This is a genomic window from Pandoraea sp. LA3, from assembly GCF_022696215.1.
Lineage (GTDB): Bacteria > Pseudomonadota > Gammaproteobacteria > Burkholderiales > Burkholderiaceae > Pandoraea > Pandoraea capi.
On the sequence record NZ_PTPY01000024.1, the window covers coordinates 23,662 to 39,609 of the forward strand.

Below are 15,948 nucleotides of genomic sequence, written 5' to 3' on the forward strand. Positions count from 1 at the left end.
TCTTCACCACACCCTCACACAACCAAGGGATCACACGCATGCGCAACGTTCTGCTCGATCTTGTACTGGCGACGGCTCTGACGACCGGCGCGGCTTCGGTCATGGCGCAATCGACCGCGTCCACCCTGCGCATCGGCTTGCAGGAAGACATCGGTTCTCTCGATCCTGCGCGCAGTTCGCAGGTCGTCGACCGCATGGTGCTTCGCTCGCTGTGCAGCTCGCTTGTGGATATCAGCACCGATCTGAAGTTCGTGCCGATGCTCGCGACCGCGTGGAATGTGAGCGCCGACGGCAAGACCTGGACGTTCAAACTGCGCAAGGGCGTGAAGTTCCACGACGACGAGCCGTTCAACGCGGCCGCCGTCAAAGCCAACCTCGACCGTGCGCGCACCATGCCGGCGAGCAACCGCAAGAGCGAGTTGTCGTCCATCGACCATGTGGACGTCGTCGACGATTCGACCGTCAACATCGTGCTCAAGACGCCGGACTCGGCGCTGCTCGCCACGCTGTCTGATCGCGCAGGCATGATGCTCGCGCCGAACACGCTCAAGGACGACGCCGCGGTGCAGTCGCGCCCGGTGTGCTCGGGGCCGTACAAGTTCGTGCAGCGCGTGCAGAACGACCGCGTGGTGCTGGAGAAATTCGCGGGCTTCTGGGAGGCCGACAAGTACCCCATCCAGAAGGTCATCTACCTGCCGATTCCGGATACGACGGTGCGTCTGGCGAACGTGCGTTCGGGCTCGCTCGACATGCTGGAGCGCCTCTCGCCGTCGGATGTGAAGTCGGTCAAGCGTGATGCGAACCTCACCTTCATCTCCATGGACGGGCTGGGGTACTACGGTCTGACGTTCAACGTCGCGGCCAACGCCAACAAGGCGCTGCGCGACAAGCGCGTGCGTCAGGCATTCGATCTGTCGATCGATCGCGACGCCATCAATCAGGTCATCGGCGGCGGCATCTTCACGCCCGCGAATCAGGCGCTGCCGCATTCGGGCCAGTATTACGACACGTCGATCAAGACCACGAAGCGCGACGTCGCCAAAGCCAAGGCATTGCTGAAGTCGGCCGGTTTCGAGAAGGTCGAGGTGACGCTGAGCTTCGGCAACAGCACCGTCTCGAACCAGATGGCGCAGATGTTGCAGGCGATGCTGGCCGAGTCGGGCATTACGCTGAAGCTGCGTCCGATGGACTATGCGGCGGCGCTCGACGCCGCGCACCGCGGCGACTTCGACGTGCTCTACAACGGCTGGTCGGGCCGCGTGGACCCGGACGGCAACCTGCATCAGTTCGTGTCGTGCAAGGGCAACCTGAACTACGGTCAGTACTGCAATGCCGACGTCGACAAGCTGCTGAACGATGCGCGGGTGAAATCCACGGTCGCCGAGCGCAAGCCGCTGTACGACGCTGCGAACAAGATCCTGTCCGACGAAGACCCGATCCTCTACCTGTACGTGCAGCCGTGGCCGTATGTGCTCACGAAGAAGGTGCAGGGCTTCGTCGCCTATCCGGACGGTCTGATCCGTCTGCGCGGCGTGAGCCTCAAGGGCTAAGGGGACTGCCGCCATGCTGCGCCTCGTCGTCCATCGTGCGCTGGTTGCGATTCCCACGCTCATCATCGTGTCGATGATGATCTTCGGGCTTCAGAAGATGCTGCCCGGCGATCCCGTGCTCGCGATGGCCGGCGAGGACCAGAACCCGCAGGTCATCGCCGCGCTGCGCGAAAAGTATCACCTCGACAAGCCGCTGCCGACGCAGTACGCGCTGTGGATCGGCAGCGTGCTGCGCGGCGATCTCGGCAACTCGCTGCGCACCGGTGAGCCGGTCACGTCGCTCATTGCCCAGAAGCTGCCCGTCACGCTGCAACTGGCGATGTTCGGTCTGGTCATCGCGATCGGAATCGGCATTCCGCTGGGCATTCTGTCGGCGGCCAATCGCGGCAAAGCCATCGATTACGGCTCCAACGTGCTGGCGCTCTCGGGCATGTCGATCCCGAACTTCTGGCTCGGCATTCTGCTCATCTTCCTGATCTCCGTGCGCTGGCAGTTGTTGCCGTCGTCGGGCTACGTGCCGCCGAGCGAAGATTTGTGGATGAGCTTCAAGACGATGGTGATGCCCGCGTTCGTGCTGGGGGCGGCGCTCGGTGCGCAACTGATGCGCCACACGCGTAGCGCGATGCTCGGCGTGCTGCGCACCGACTACATTCGCACGGCGCGTGCCAAGGGGTTGTTGCGTGGCACGGTGGTGCTCAAGCACGCGTTTCGCAATGCGCTGATTCCCATCGTGACGGTGCTGGCGCTGCTGTTCGGTGAGCTGCTGGCGGGCGCGGTGCTCACGGAACAGGTCTTCACGATTCCGGGCTTCGGCAAGCTGGTCGTCGACGCCGTGTTCAATCGCGACTACGCGGTCGTGCAGGGCGTGGTGCTGGTGACGGCTGTGAGCTTCATCGTGCTCAATCTTCTGGCCGACGTGCTTTACGTCTTGCTCAACCCGCGCCTGCGTCGCGCCTGAGACCTCTTCGACTATGGCTGCTATTCAGACGTCATCCACGACATCCGCGGGCGCAGAGGCGAATCGGCCTGCGTCGTCTCCCGTGCCGGGTGCGAGCGCGGAGCGACTGCCGCGCCGGCGCTATCGCGGACTGCGCAAGTTCATGCGCAACAAGGCGGCGGTCGCAGGCGCGATCATCGTGGCGTTTGCGGTGCTCGTTGCGCTGCTCGCGCCATGGATCTCGCCCTACGATCCGATTGCGACGAGCTTCCTGACGGTGCGTCAGGCACCGAGTGCGTTGCACTGGTTCGGCACCGACGAACTCGGACGCGACATTCTCGCGCGCATGATCTTCGGCGCGCGCGCCTCGCTTGCTGCGGGTGTGGTGTCCGTGGGCATTGCGGTGATCATCGGCGTGCCGCTCGGCCTGCTCGCGGGCTACTTCGGCCGCTGGGTCGACGCCATCGTCTCGCGACTGGCCGATGCACTGCTGTCCATCCCGTTCCTGATTCTGGCCATTGCGATGGCGGCATTTCTCGGCGCGAGTCTCACGAACGCGATGATCGCCATCGGCGTGTCGGCCATGCCGCGCTTCGTGCGGCTCGCACGCGCGCAGGCACTCACCGTGAAGGCGGAAGAATATGTTGAAGGCGCACGCGCCATCGGCCTGACGGACGCGCGCATCATCGTGCGCTACATCCTGCCGAACGTGCTGCCGCCGATCATCGTGCAGGCCAGCCTGACGGTCGCCACCGCGATCATCGCCGAGGCGAGCCTGTCGTTTCTCGGGCTGGGGCAACTGCCGCCGCTGCCGTCGTGGGGCTCCATGCTCAACACGGCCAAGGACTTCGTCGAGCAGGCGCCCTGGATGTCCATTTTCCCCGGCATCGCCATCTTCCTGACGGTGCTCGGTTTCAACCTGCTGGGCGACGGTCTGCGCGATGCGCTGGATCCTCGCGAGCAATAAGCGTCCGACCCCGGCAGAATCCTTCCAACCAACATACCTAAAAGGACAGCAGCGACTCCCATGACGCAATTTAACTGGCAAAACCCGTATCCGACACTGCGTATGCCGGTGTTCGCCCGCAACATCGTATCGACGTCGCATCCGCTCGCGGCGCAGGCCGGTCTGCGCATCCTGTGGCAGGGCGGCAATGCCGTCGATGCCGCGATTGCCGCCGCTGCGTGCATGACCATCGTCGAGCCGGTATCCAACGGTCTGGGCGGGGATTGCTTCGCGCTGGTGTGGGACGGCAAGCAAGTGCACGGCCTGAACGCCTCGGGCACGGCGCCTGGCGCGTGGAACGTCGATTACTTCCGCAAGAAGTACGGTGAGGAGCATGGCATCGCGAAGCAGCCGATTCGGGGTCTCGACACGGTGACCGTGCCCGGCGTGATCGCCGGCTGGGAAGCCCTGCATGCGAAGTTCGGCAAGCTGCCCTTCGCCGATCTGATGGCGCCGGCCATCGAGATCGCCGAACGCGGTCACGCCGTGGCGCACATCGTGGCGCGCAAGTGGGCGGCCGCCGTGCCGGAGCTCAAGAACCAGCCGGGCTACGCGCAGACGTTCATGCCGAACGGCCGCGCGCCGACGACCAGCGAGATGATGCGCATGCCGGGGCACGCGCGCACGCTGCGTCTGCTCGCCAAGGAAGGCCCGCGCGCCTATTACGAAGGCGAGATCGCCGAGCGTATCGCGGCGTGGAACGTCGAGCACGGCGGCGCGATGACGGCCGAAGACCTGCGTGGCTATCGTGCGGACTGGGTCAAGCCCATCGAGAAGGATTACCGTGGCTACACCGTGCATGAGATTCCGCCGAACGGGCAGGGGATCGCTGCGCTGATCGCGCTGGGGATTCTCGACAAGTTCGACGTCTCCAGCCATGCCGTCGACCAAGTGCATTCGCAGCACTTGCAGATCGAGGCGATGAAGCTCGCCTTCGCCGATCTCTACAAGTACGTGGCCGACCCGCGTTCGATGGAGGTGACGCCGGAGCAGATGCTCGACGACGCTTATCTCACTGAGCGCGCGAAGTTGATCAACCCGGACAAGGCGACGCATTTTGATTTCGGCATGCCGAAGTCCGGCGGCACGATCTATCTGACGGCGGCCGACGAGCAGGGCATGATGGTCAGCTTCATCCAGTCGAACTACATGGGCTTCGGTTCGGGTGTCGTGGTGCCGGACTACGGTATCGCGCTGCAAAACCGTGGCTGCGGCTTCTCGATGGATCCCAAGTCGGCGAACGTGGTCGAGGGCGGCAAGCGTCCGTTCCACACGATCATTCCGGCCTTCCTCACGCAGAAGGTGAACGGCCAGCACGAGGCGGTGATGAGCTTCGGTGTGATGGGCGGCGACATGCAGCCGCAGGGGCATCTGCAATCGGTCGTGCGCATGCTCGACTATGGTCAGCAGCCGCAGGCGGCTTGCGATGCGCCGCGCTGGAAGGTGAACCGCGACTTCACCGTCGATATCGAATCGACGATGAATCGCGAGACCGTCGACGGGCTGGTGGCGCTCGGCCACAAGCTCAAGTCCATCGACGATCCGTACATGGACTTCGGCTCGGGCCAGTACATCTGGCGTCTGGATCGCAACGATCCGGAGCGTGGCTACGTGGCCGCGAGCGACAGCCGTCGCGACGGTCTGGCTGCCGGTTACTGATCGGCGCCTGATCGACTGCCCTGTTCGCTGCCGGTTGGAAGCCCTCGCTCCGAGGTGTCGTCGACCGGTAGCGGACAGGTAGCGGACAGGAAGCAGGCCGGGGGACGGTGTGAGGACCGAAACCTCATTCCGTCGCCCGGGATATCCCCGTCAGTACGCACTCACTCATCTCGGATTCCTACACGGTGGTACGGCATTGGCTCGACGTGAAGCTTCTGTTGATTCATCGAATCGTCACAGTTCACCCGCAATAATCACGGCGCACGAGGAATCTACAAACTAATTCGGCGGCCGATCTACTGCGTCAACTCACGCGTGGCACCGGGCGCCGGTGCGACCCGGGGAAATGACGCAATGACCATCCGTCATCGAATTACGCTATTGGTGATCCTGACGTTCGTCGCGCTCTCGATCATCGGCGGCTACGCGGTCTACCAGACGCGCGCCAGCGCTCAGAAAGTCCGACAGGTAACGGAAGGCGTGGTGCCCAGCGCGCTGGCTTCCGCCGATCTCGTCTCGCAGGTCAAGGCGGTGCAGATCGCCACCATGACGCTGGTCTACGCGCCCGACGATACCGTCGTCGAACAGGCGCTCGACAACCTCAAGAAGCTGCGCGGCGATATCGACCAGTCGCTCGCCCGACAGGCCGAAGGCGCCGCCAGCGACGCGCAGAAGGGGCTGGTGACGCAGGCTCGCGAGAGTGTCGAGAACTACTTCAACGCCATCAACGACACCGCCAAGCTCAAGCAGGCCGGTAAAACCGAGATGGCCCAGGCGTTCCTCTTCGCGATGGTCGCGCAGTACCGCGACGAACTCGAAGGCGTGGTCAACACGCTGCGCGTCGAGAAGAACCGCCAGAAAGATTCGGCCATCACCACGCTCAACGACACGCTCTCGACCACCACGACCGCCATCGGCATCGTGACAGGGCTGGCGATCGTGCTGCTCACGGCGATCGGCGCGTTGCTGTACCGCCAGATCACGCGCCCGCTCTCGCGCATGCAGGCGATGATGAGCGAGATCGCCAACAGCCAGGACTTTACCCGTCGGGTGCCGGTCGGCCGCATGGACGAAATCGGACACTCCATCTTGGCGTTCAACGGCATGATCGAGAAGATTCAGGAACGCTCCGCACAGCTCAAGCAGAAGACGGCCGACATTCAGGCGATGTTGCAGAACATGCAGCAGGGCATTCTGACCGTGGTCGACGGCTCCAAGGTGCACGGCGAGTATTCCGCTTATCTCGAAGCGATCTTCGAGACGCAGGACATCGCTGGTCGCGGCGTGATGGATCTGGTTTTCGGCGACAGCGATCTCGGCTCGGATGCCCTCTCGCAAGTCGAAGCCTCCATCGACGCGTGTATCGGTCAGGACGCCATCAACTTCGCGTTCAACGAACACCTGCTGGTCGGCGAAATCGGCAAGCGCATGCCGGATGGACGCATCAAGCAACTCGATCTGACGTGGTCGGCGATCACCGATGAAAGCGACACGATCCTGCGACTGATGCTGTGTGTGCGTGATGTGACCGAGTTGCGCGAACTCGCCGCCGAAGCCAACGAGCAGAAGCAGCGTCTGGAGATGATCGGCGAGATTCTGGCGGTGAGCCAGGAGAAGTTCCATCACTTCATCGAAAGCTCGTCGGACTTCATTCGCGAGAACGAGCGGATCATCCGCAAGCACTCGCAGGCCGACAGCGCGGCCATCGCGGAGCTGTTCCGCAACATGCACACGATCAAGGGCAACGCGCGCACGTACAACCTGCAATACCTGACGAACGTCGTGCACGAGACCGAGCAGAGCTATCACGAACTGCGTGCGCCGGACGTCGCCCGCCTGTGGGATCAGGACGGCATGATGCGCGAACTCGAACGCGTGCGTGAGGCCGTCGATGCCTACGCGCACATCAACGAAATCAGCCTTGGCCGCAAGGGCCCGGGGCGTGCTGCCGACGAGCAATCGATGGTGGTCGACCGTGCCCACATCCGCGCCAGCCTGCGCATGCTCGAAGCGGCCGATCCGAACGATCTGCACCAACTGGTCGCCATGCGCGACGCCGTGCACCAGACCCTGCGTCTGCTCGGTACCGAAGGCGTCGGCGAAGCGCTGGGCGGCGTGCTCGACTCGCTGCCGTCGCTGGCCGGCGAACTCGGCAAACCGGCACCGGCCGTGCGCATCGACGACAACGGCTACCGCCTGCGTGCCCCGGCCGTGCGAATTCTGCGCGACGTGTTCATGCATCTGCTGCGTAACTCGATGGACCACGGGCTGGAAGGTGCGGACGAGCGTCGTGCCAAGGGCAAGCCGGCCGCGGGCACCATCGACATCGAAGTGGGCCTTGATCACAACATGCTGCAAGTCACGCTGACCGACGACGGTCGCGGGCTCGCGCTGCACCGGATTCGCAGCATCGCCGTGCAGCGCGGCTGGATCACCGCCGAGACGTATGTCACCGACGAGCAGATTGCGCAGTTCATCTTCCGTCCGGGCTTCTCGACGGCCTCGGAAGTCACCGAAGTCTCGGGGCGCGGTGTGGGCATGGATGCGGTGCAGGACTTCGTGCGTCGCGAACATGGCCGCATCGAACTGCGCTTCACCGACGAGCGCAAGGGCGCCGAGTTCCGTCAGTTCCAGACGGTGGTGTGCCTGCCCGATAACCTCGTCGTCGACGGGTTCGACCTGAACAGTGTTGCCGCTGACGCCGTCGACCTGCCTGCACTGGACGCCGTGGTGCCGCGTATCGGGATGAATGCGGGGCTGAACGCGGGAACGAATGCGGAGATGGGCGCAGACACGAAGGCGGCCCCGGACAAGTCCCACGACGACCTGTCCCAAACCGGGAAGGTCTGACGCCTGAGCACTCGACAAGCACGATGGACGAGGCGGCGCAGACCGGAAAGGTTTGCAGCCGCCGCGCTATTTTTTGCGTGATGAATGTAGGGACGGCATAGGCGTTTCAGGCGTCGATGGCGTTCAGGGAGAAGCACGGATGGAAGCAGTTCAATGGCTACTGGCGGGTGCGCTTGCGGGCATCGTCGGTGCGGGCGCTGTGGGTTTTATCGTGCATCGCTGGCGCATGGCGCAGGCCACGGCGCACTGGCGCGCACTGACGAAGACGCACGACGAGGCGCTCGAGCAGGCGCTTGAGCGCGAGCGTGTCGCGCTCGCCGACAGGGACGCGCTCGCGCAAACGCACGACGACGCCATCGCCAGGTTGCAGGCAAAGCTGACGCAAGCCGAGCAGGATTTGCAGACGGCGCTCAAGTCGGAAGCCGTCGTGCTCGAAGCCAAGGCGATGTGGCAGGGCGAAGCGCAGCGCATTGCCGGGGAAGCGGCGCGCCTGCGGGGACTGGCGGCCACCTTCGAGCGCTGGCACGAGCAGATGATTTCGCTGATGACGCAGAACCAGGACATGCACGCGAAGAATCACGAGCTGGCGTCGATCGTGCGCCACGTGCTGATCGTGTCGCTCAACGCATCCATCGAAGCGGCGCGCGCCGGGACCGCTGGTCGCGGCTTCGGTATCGTCGCCAGCGAAGTGCGCGCGCTCGCCACGCGTTCGGAAGAACTGTCGAAGAGCTATCGCGACAGCCTGCATCGCAACGACGTCACGACGACCGCCACGTTCCAGGACATTCAGGCGGGCGGGAAGATGATTGCGGCGTCGCTCTCCAGCGTCGAGGCGCTGGCGCAGCAACTGCATTCCCGTCTCCATTGAGTTGTCTTACACGTCGTTATTTCTCTCAAGCATCCGTCAGCCAACAGGTTCCGTTGTGATCAGCGCTCACGCTCGCGACAGTTTCGAACGCATTCTCCACAAGGCGGCTCGCACGCGTCTCGCACGCTCAGTCGATTCGCCGTGCGACATCGCGCCGCTCGGCGTGCGCCACAGCGCGAAGGGCGACGCATCGGTGCAGGACGATGGCGTGGCGCTCACCGTGCGTCATGCCAACGTGGTGGTGCTCACCATCTCGGGCATCGATTTCCGCATGCTGCTCGTGCTGCATTTCGACGAGGACGACGCGACGAAGGCGTACTTCGTGGGCGACGATCAGGACAAGTCGTTTCGCGAGGCCTTTCTCGAAATCAGCAACCTGTGCTGCGGAGCCATCAATCAGGAGTTGCTGGGGTACTTCCCCGATCTCGGCATGTCGACACCGTACGTGCTGAGCGCGCGCTGCGTGCCTCACCTCATGCAGCTCAAACCGAATCATCTGGCGTCGTGGGACATCACGCTCGATGGTTCGGTCAGTCTTGCCGCCACGCTATGCGTCTGTGCGCATGCACCGCTGGATTTCAACGCCGAAGTCAGCGAGACGCAGGACAGCGGCGGCGAACTCGAATTGTTCTGAGACGGCCGCGCTTCGCTGCCGAGTAGCAGCCTGCATCCCCTCTCGCCTCTTACGCGCTTTCCGTACTACGCCCTAGGAAATTACGACAATGAACCGAAGCACCCCCCGCGAGTCGGTCGGCCAGTTCCTGATCCTCGAAGACAGCGTCGAGCACGAGTACCCCGACGCGCTCGTGCGCGGCATGATCGACATCACCGACGGCGTGTTTCGCGGCCTGTTCGGCGACATCGAAGTGAGTTGCGATTCGCCCAGCGTGGTGCGCGATCGCATCATCTTCGGTGAAGTGTTCAGCCTGATCCCGCTCGAGAGCGCGTGGTGTCGCGGCTACATGATGATGCAGGCCGAGCAGGTGCCGTTCATGCAGTTGCTGGAGCACACCGGGCGCTGCGAAGGGCAGGCCGGCTTTCGCGAACTGAACGGCATGCTGGGTGAGCTGACGAACCTCGTCTGGGGCGCTTTCAAGAATCGCTACATGGGCGATCCGCTGGCCGTCGACCGCACCCAGGTGCAGGTGCCGCTGCTCATCAATCACAAGCAGAAGTACATCACGTTCGGCACTGACAACCCGCAGTTGTGCTTCGTCTATCGCCTGACCGATCCGGTGAGCGGACAGATCGTCACGCTGCATCAGCATTTCGTTTTCAGCCTCAACTGGTCGCCCGAAGCGTTTCGCGAGGCGGCACAGGGCACGGCCGAGCCCGTCGAGACCGGAGCGCTGGAACTGTTCTGAGATTCCGGCTCGACACCTGCCACTGCACATTCACTTTTACACACAAGGACAACACCATGTCGAAGATTCTCGTGGTCGACGATTCGAGCACCGTGCGCGACGAAGTCGCCGGTTTTCTGCGCAAGAACGGCCTGGACGTGGACACCGCCGTCGATGGCAAGGACGGCCTGGCCAAGATCAAGGCAAGCCCCGGCGTGCGTCTGGTCATCAGCGACGTGAACATGCCGAACATGGACGGCCTGACGATGGTCGAGAAGATTCGCGGCGAACTCGCGAACGCCTCCGTCAATGTGGTGATGCTCACCACCGAAAGCAGTCCGGCCATGAAGGAGCGCGGCAAGGCGGCCGGCGTGAAGGGCTGGATCGTCAAGCCGTTCAAGGGCGATGCGGTGCTCGAGACGTTCCGCAAGCTCGCCAGCTAAAACCGGCAATGCGAGCGTGCAGGACATTCGATGACTTCCAGCTCTGAGGGGAGCCGGGGATACCGATGGCGCCTGTCGCTCATGCCGCTCATCGATGGGATGAATCGCGGGCAGACCGTCGCCACCGCCCGGTGGCGGCGTTACACTGCTGACTTTCCCGCATCACGCGAAAATCTGCGCATTCTCGCTTTCTCATCATGAGCGTCGTCCCACAGAAAAAGAAGTCTGTCGCCGCCACGTCGTCGACGGCCAGCGCTTCGTCCTCGTCTTCCTTGCCCGACGCGATCGTGCATGAGGCGGGATCCGAAGCAGTGCATGGGGCGGCCGACACCGCGTCGGATGCGCGCCCGCGTCGCGCCAAGCAGCGCCTGACTTACGTCATCGCGAGTCTCGATCGGCTGCTGCGCCGCCACATGTCGGAAGCGCTGGCGCCGCTGGGCCTCACGCTCGCGCAGTTCACCGCGCTTTCCGTGCTCGACGCGCGCGGCAAGCTCTCCAACGCGCAACTCGCGCAGCGCTCGTTCATCACGCCGCAGTCGGCCAACGAAGTGGTCAGCATCATGGCGTCGCGCCAGTGGATCACGCGCGAGCCGGATCCCAATCACGGCCGTATCGTGTTGCTGCAACTGACCGACGAAGGACGTCGTGTGCTCTCGCAATGCGAAGCCGTTGCCAAGGAAATCGACACGCGCATGCGTGCGGGTGTGCCGCGTGAAGACGCCGCCGCCATTCAGCGCCATATCGAAACGTTCGTGCGCAATCTGCGCGACTGACGCCGGGGTTGTCCCGACCTCTCCCGCCCTTTCTCTCTCTTTCCCGCCACTTCCCGCCACTTCCCGCCTTTTCCCGCTACTTCCCCCTCCTGGCCTGTACCGCATCCCGGTGACCCGTGAATACGGCGGTGTTGCGCATCCGTCGCGAACCTCGTCAGCGCAGCCCCGGCATGCCGTAGCGCACGCGCGCGGCTTCGCGCATGGCGCTGATGAGCATCTGCTCGGGCGGTGTGGGCACCGTGTCGTTGCGCCACAAAATGCCGATGGACTCCTCGGTGCCTTTCGTCGCGAAGGGCAGGGCGCACAGTGCGCCGTCGGCAAGATCGTCCTGCACCGTGATCTCGGAGGCGATCCAGACGACGTCGTCGCGCAACGTCATGGCGCGCGCAAGCGACATCGACAGCAGCTCGGAATAGTCGTCCAGCGTGCCCACGCCGTGCGCGCGCAGGAAGCTATCGGCCGTGTGACGAAGAATCGTGCCGTGCGGCGGCAGCACCACGTGATAGTTCGCAATGTCGGCCATCGACACGCTGCGCTGCTGCACGAGCGGATGCTCGGGCCGCACGACCACGCACAGCGGTGTAGCGCACAGATGCTCGAAGGTGAGACCCGCCATGCCTTCCGGATCGGACATGCGCCCGAGGGCAAGGGTGACCTGACCCGATTTCAGTTGGGTGAGCAGTTGCTGGTTCGCCCCGGTGTGCACCTGCACCACGATGCCGGGCCACTCGCGCCGGAAGGCTTCGAGCACGCCGGGCATCATCGCAGCGGCCAGCGTGGGCAATACCGCGATCTCGATCACGCCGCCGGTCTGGCCGACGGCGCGCGAAAGCACGTCGATGCCCTGACGCAGCGCGCTCACGCTCGCGCCCGCATGCCGCAGGAACAATTCGGCCTGCGCGGTGGGCCGGGCGCCGTTGCGGCCCCGGTCGAACAGACGCACGCCCAGCAGGCCTTCCAGCTCGGCAATCGTCTTGCTGACGGCCGGTTGGGTAATGGACAGCGCTTCGGCCGCGCGCTGCAAGCTCCCATGCTGCGCGACCGCCAGCAGGCATTGCAGATGGCGCAGCTTGATGCGTCCGTCGAGAAGGTGTCTTTCCATGCCGGAAAGTTATGAAAAGCCTAAGAAAATGTCAATAAATATATCCGTTGATTATGGATATAGTGTCGAAAACAAGCTGGCGACCGGCCAACGTGCCTGCCAGATCAGTCAACACAAAATGGAGTGAGACCATGTCGAAGACGACAACCGTCCTGCGCCCCCGCGACTGGGATTCCCATCCCAAGCTGATCGACAGCGGGTACAAGTCCACGGCGCTGCGCGGGCCCAAGCAATTGCTCGTGCCGGTCAGGCAGAACCTCGCGGATCTGCGCTCGCCGGTCTACGGCAATGGCATCATCGGCGCGCTCGACGGCGATCTCACGCGCAATGCCGTTCGTAATGGCGAACCGCTGGGCGAGCGCATGATCGTCACCGGCCGTGTGCTCGACGAAGGCGGCCGCCCGGTGCCGAACACGCTCGTGGAACTGTGGCAGGCCAACGCGTGCGGTCGCTACGTCCATAAGGTCGACCAGCACGACGCACCGCTCGATCCGAACTTCCTCGGCGCTGGCCGCGCGATGACCGACGCCGCCGGACGCTACAAATTCCTGACGATCAAGCCGGGCGCCTATCCGTGGAAGAACCACCACAACGCATGGCGTCCGCAGCATTTGCACTTCTCGGTGTTCGGGCATTACTTCGCGACCCGGCTGGTGACGCAGATGTACTTCCCGGGCGATCCGCTCCTCGCTTACGACCCGATCTTCCAGGCGACGCCGGCGCAGGCCCGCGACCGTCTGATCGCGCGCTTCTCGATGGATATCACCGAGCCGGAATACGCGCTGGGGTACGAATTCGACATCGTGTTGCGCGGTGCCGACCAAACGCCGATGGAGTCCTGAGCCATGTCCAACACGTCAGATCTCAAGCAAACGCCGTCGCAGACCGTCGGTCCATACTTCGCCTACGGCTTGTCGCCGGAGCAATACCTGTACGATTTCAAGAGCGCCTTCACGCCGGTCGTCGCGAGCGATCGCGCTGACGGGGAGCACATCCGTCTGATCGGTCAGGTGTTCGACGGCGCAGGCAATCCGATCAACGATGCCCTGATCGAAATCGTGCAGGCCGACGCCCATGGGCGCTACGTGCAGACGGCCGACGATATCGAGCGCACCGGGTTCGCCGGGGCAGGCCGTTGCGGTACCGGTACGGATGCCGAGAACCGTTTCGTCATCGAGACCGTCAAGCCCGGCGCGGCTGTGCAGGGCGATGCCCCGCGCATCGACGTCGTGCTGACGATGCGGGGCTTGCTCAATCATCTGTTTACGCGTATCTATTTCGACGACGAGGCTGCGGCCAACGCGCTGGACCCCGTGCTGCAACAAGTGCCGGCCGAGCGTCGTCACACGCTGATTGCCCGGCGCGAGACGAACGGTGGACGGGTGACGTACCGGTTCGACATACGTATGCAGGGGGACGAGGAGACGGTGTTCCTCGACCTGTGATGTCGCACACGTCATCGGCAACCTAAACCGATACGTCAGACCAGGACTGGCGCGGCTTCGGGCTGCCGGCATGTGAATGCCGGCAGCCCGTGGCCGTATCTGCATTTTTGCAACGCACCAACAACGCACCTAACATCGATTTCCCGATGACGGAACTGCTTGATTCCTTGCTGCGCGGCGCGGCCGTGTCGACGCGATTTTCCCGCGACGCCACGCTCCAGAGCATGCTCGACTTCGAAGTGGCGCTGGCCGCCGCCGAAGCCGACACGGGGTTGATCCCGGCCGCCGCCGTCGCGCCGATTACCGCGGCCGCGCGCGCTGGCGACCTCGATTGGGAGGCGCTGCGCGACGCTGCTGCCTGCGCGGGCAACCTCGCCATCCCGCTGATCAAACAACTCACTGCGCGCGTGAAGACGCTTGACGCCGATGCCGCCCGCTATGTGCACTGGGGCGCGACCAGTCAGGACGCCATCGACACCGGCCTCGTGCTACAGATACGCGGCGCCCTCGACGATCTCGGCGCCGATCTCGACGCGCTGATTCAGCAACTCGCGGCGCAAGTGCGCCAGCATCGCACCACGGTCATGATCGGACGGACGTGGCTTCAGCACGCCTTGCCCATCACGTTCGGCCTTAAACTCGCCGGCACGCTCGACGCATTGCTGCGTGCGCGCGCCGACCTCAGCAGCGTGCGCGATCAGGCGCTTTGCGTGCAGTTCGGCGGTGCGGCGGGCACGCTGGCCTCGCTCGGCACGCACGGCCCCGCGGTGGCGGCGGCGCTGGCGCGTCACCTAGGATTGTCGGACGCGGCGACGCCCTGGCACGGGCAGCGCGACCGGATCGTGCGCGTGGGGAGTTGGGCAGCGTCGCTGACCGGCTCGCTCGGCAAGTTCGCGCGCGATACGGCCCTGCTCACGCAGACGGAAGTCGGCGAGATCGCGGAAGCCTCCGGCCCGGGGCGCGGCGGCTCGTCCACCATGCCGCACAAGCGCAACCCGGTCGGCTGCGCGGCCATCCTCGCGGCCGCCGCGCGCACGCCGCAACTCGTCGCCACGCTGTTCGGCGCGATGCAGCAGGACCATGAGCGTGGACTCGGCACCTGGCATGCGGAGTGGGAGACCTTGCCCGAACTGCTCATGCTGTGCGGTGGTGCGCTGGCGACAGCGCGCACGCTCGTGCAGGACTGGACCGTCGACGTGTCTCGCATGCGTGCGAATCTCGACGTCACCCATGGGCTGATCATGGCTGAAGCCGTGACGATGGCGCTCGGCGAATCGATGGGGCGGCTCGAAGCGCATCGGCGCGTGGAGGCCCGTTGTCGCGATGCGCTCGCACAAGGGCGTCACCTGCTCGACGTGCTGCGCGAAGACGCCGACATCACCCGCATTCTGTCCGGCGAGGCGCTCGAACGCCTCACGGATCCCCAACACTACCTCGGCGCCGCCGACACGTTCGTGAGCCGTGTGCTCGCACGGGTGGACGTGGCAACGGCCGCGCCGTCTTCACCTTCCGGCAGGACATCCCAATGAACGATCAGGAACGCTACGACAACGGCATGGAAGTGCGACGCGGCGTGCTCGGCGACGCGCACGTGGACCGCACGCTCACGCGCCGTAACGAGTTCAACGACGACTTCCAGAACTTCATCACGCGCTTCGCCTGGGGCGACATCTGGACCCGTCCCGGCCTCACGCGCCACATGCGCAGCATGATCACGCTCTCGCTGCTCATCGCCCTCAATCGCGGCGACGAATTCCGCATGCATGTGCGTGCCGCGTTCAACAACGGTGTGACGCGCGACGAGATGAAGGAGCTGTTCATGCACGCCGCGCTGTACGCCGGCCTGCCCGCCGCCAATCAGGCGATTCATGATGCCGAGAAGGTCTTCGCAGAGATGGAAGCCGCCGAGCCGGGATCGACGACGCGCGCATCGAAATCCGCTGCGCCGGACGCGCAAGGTTGAGGGGACAAG

The 15,948-nt window shown here is 64.3% G+C and carries 15 protein-coding genes; 14 read left to right on the forward strand and 1 reads right to left on the reverse strand.

Annotated elements, in window-relative coordinates; translation table 11 throughout:
- The first annotated feature begins 38 nt into the window (after window positions 1–38).
- From C5N93_RS05575 to C5N93_RS05620, 10 genes are all read left to right on the forward strand, one after another.
- Window positions 39–1,550 carry an ABC transporter substrate-binding protein gene (locus C5N93_RS05575; RefSeq protein ID WP_242558568.1) on the forward strand — a complete coding sequence of 504 codons (1,512 nt, stop codon included), beginning with the start codon at window positions 39–41 and terminating at the stop codon, window positions 1,548–1,550.
- A 13-nt stretch (window positions 1,551–1,563) separates the two neighbouring features.
- Entirely contained in the window at window positions 1,564–2,508 is a 945-nt protein-coding gene (locus tag C5N93_RS05580; RefSeq protein WP_069342144.1) for an ABC transporter permease, read from the forward strand.
- 13 nt (window positions 2,509–2,521) lie between these two features.
- Window positions 2,522–3,454, forward strand: a complete 933-nt coding sequence (locus C5N93_RS05585) for an ABC transporter permease (RefSeq protein ID WP_242558569.1) — start codon at window positions 2,522–2,524, stop codon at window positions 3,452–3,454.
- A 60-nt stretch (window positions 3,455–3,514) separates the two neighbouring features.
- Window positions 3,515–5,152 (forward strand): gamma-glutamyltransferase family protein, encoded by a 1,638-nt coding sequence (locus tag C5N93_RS05590; RefSeq protein WP_150722676.1) that lies wholly within the window; start codon window positions 3,515–3,517, stop codon window positions 5,150–5,152.
- 354 nt (window positions 5,153–5,506) lie between these two features.
- Window positions 5,507–8,002, forward strand: coding sequence for an MCP four helix bundle domain-containing protein (locus C5N93_RS05595; protein ID WP_242558570.1), 2,496 nt, complete (start codon window positions 5,507–5,509; stop codon window positions 8,000–8,002).
- A gap of 139 nt (window positions 8,003–8,141) precedes the next feature.
- Entirely contained in the window at window positions 8,142–8,870 is a 729-nt protein-coding gene (locus tag C5N93_RS05600; RefSeq protein ID WP_242558571.1) for a methyl-accepting chemotaxis protein, read from the forward strand.
- 55 nt (window positions 8,871–8,925) lie between these two features.
- Complete coding sequence (locus C5N93_RS05605) at window positions 8,926–9,504, forward strand: hypothetical protein (RefSeq protein ID WP_242558572.1); 579 nt, start codon at window positions 8,926–8,928, stop codon at window positions 9,502–9,504.
- 88 nt (window positions 9,505–9,592) lie between these two features.
- Window positions 9,593–10,234 carry a chemotaxis protein CheX gene (locus tag C5N93_RS05610; RefSeq protein WP_069342149.1) on the forward strand — a complete coding sequence of 214 codons (642 nt, stop codon included), beginning with the start codon at window positions 9,593–9,595 and terminating at the stop codon, window positions 10,232–10,234.
- 56 nt (window positions 10,235–10,290) lie between these two features.
- Entirely contained in the window at window positions 10,291–10,656 is a 366-nt protein-coding gene (locus C5N93_RS05615) for a response regulator (RefSeq protein ID WP_039400475.1), read from the forward strand.
- A gap of 197 nt (window positions 10,657–10,853) precedes the next feature.
- Window positions 10,854–11,429, forward strand: a complete 576-nt coding sequence (locus C5N93_RS05620; protein WP_242558573.1) for a MarR family transcriptional regulator — start codon at window positions 10,854–10,856, stop codon at window positions 11,427–11,429.
- Window positions 11,430–11,583: 154 nt separating this feature from the next.
- Here the strand turns inward: C5N93_RS05620 and pcaQ are convergent, their stop codons facing one another.
- A complete protein-coding gene (gene pcaQ, locus C5N93_RS05625) occupies window positions 11,584–12,531 on the reverse strand; it encodes a pca operon transcription factor PcaQ (protein ID WP_069342150.1) in 948 nt (315 codons plus the stop codon).
- Window positions 12,532–12,662: 131 nt separating this feature from the next.
- Between pcaQ and pcaH the strand changes: the two genes are divergently transcribed.
- From pcaH to pcaC, 4 genes are all read left to right on the forward strand, one after another.
- Window positions 12,663–13,373 (forward strand): protocatechuate 3,4-dioxygenase subunit beta, encoded by a 711-nt coding sequence (gene pcaH, locus C5N93_RS05630; protein ID WP_242558574.1) that lies wholly within the window; start codon window positions 12,663–12,665, stop codon window positions 13,371–13,373.
- A gap of 3 nt (window positions 13,374–13,376) precedes the next feature.
- Complete coding sequence (gene pcaG / locus C5N93_RS05635; protein WP_150722667.1) at window positions 13,377–13,976, forward strand: protocatechuate 3,4-dioxygenase subunit alpha; 600 nt, start codon at window positions 13,377–13,379, stop codon at window positions 13,974–13,976.
- Between the two features lie 146 nt (window positions 13,977–14,122).
- The gene (locus tag C5N93_RS05640) at window positions 14,123–15,505 is read left to right on the forward strand and encodes a 3-carboxy-cis,cis-muconate cycloisomerase (protein ID WP_242558575.1); all 1,383 of its coding nucleotides are present in this window, start codon (window positions 14,123–14,125) and stop codon (window positions 15,503–15,505) included.
- Window positions 15,502–15,939, forward strand: coding sequence for a 4-carboxymuconolactone decarboxylase (pcaC, locus tag C5N93_RS05645; protein ID WP_242558576.1), 438 nt, complete (start codon window positions 15,502–15,504; stop codon window positions 15,937–15,939). The genes C5N93_RS05640 and pcaC overlap by 4 nt, the downstream gene beginning before the upstream one ends.
- The last annotated feature ends 9 nt before the right edge of the window (window positions 15,940–15,948 follow it).

Excerpts from the sequence above, each read along its gene's own strand:
- C5N93_RS05575 (WP_242558568.1), top strand. The coding sequence starts at position 39 with ATGCGCAACGTTCTGCTCGATCTTGTACTGGCGACGGCTCTGACGACC.
- pcaQ (WP_069342150.1), bottom strand. The coding sequence starts at position 12,531 with ATGGAAAGACACCTTCTCGACGGACGCATCAAGCTGCGCCATCTGCAA.
- C5N93_RS05620 (WP_242558573.1), top strand. The coding sequence starts at position 10,854 with ATGAGCGTCGTCCCACAGAAAAAGAAGTCTGTCGCCGCCACGTCGTCG.
- C5N93_RS05590 (WP_150722676.1), top strand. The coding sequence starts at position 3,515 with ATGACGCAATTTAACTGGCAAAACCCGTATCCGACACTGCGTATGCCG.
- C5N93_RS05595 (WP_242558570.1), top strand. The coding sequence starts at position 5,507 with ATGACCATCCGTCATCGAATTACGCTATTGGTGATCCTGACGTTCGTC.
- pcaC (WP_242558576.1), top strand. The coding sequence starts at position 15,502 with ATGAACGATCAGGAACGCTACGACAACGGCATGGAAGTGCGACGCGGC.
- C5N93_RS05580 (WP_069342144.1), top strand. The coding sequence starts at position 1,564 with ATGCTGCGCCTCGTCGTCCATCGTGCGCTGGTTGCGATTCCCACGCTC.
- pcaH (WP_242558574.1), top strand. The coding sequence starts at position 12,663 with ATGTCGAAGACGACAACCGTCCTGCGCCCCCGCGACTGGGATTCCCAT.
- C5N93_RS05585 (WP_242558569.1), top strand. The coding sequence starts at position 2,522 with ATGGCTGCTATTCAGACGTCATCCACGACATCCGCGGGCGCAGAGGCG.
- C5N93_RS05615 (WP_039400475.1), top strand. The coding sequence starts at position 10,291 with ATGTCGAAGATTCTCGTGGTCGACGATTCGAGCACCGTGCGCGACGAA.
- pcaG (WP_150722667.1), top strand. The coding sequence starts at position 13,377 with ATGTCCAACACGTCAGATCTCAAGCAAACGCCGTCGCAGACCGTCGGT.
- C5N93_RS05610 (WP_069342149.1), top strand. The coding sequence starts at position 9,593 with ATGAACCGAAGCACCCCCCGCGAGTCGGTCGGCCAGTTCCTGATCCTC.
- C5N93_RS05640 (WP_242558575.1), top strand. The coding sequence starts at position 14,123 with ATGACGGAACTGCTTGATTCCTTGCTGCGCGGCGCGGCCGTGTCGACG.
- C5N93_RS05600 (WP_242558571.1), top strand. The coding sequence starts at position 8,142 with ATGGAAGCAGTTCAATGGCTACTGGCGGGTGCGCTTGCGGGCATCGTC.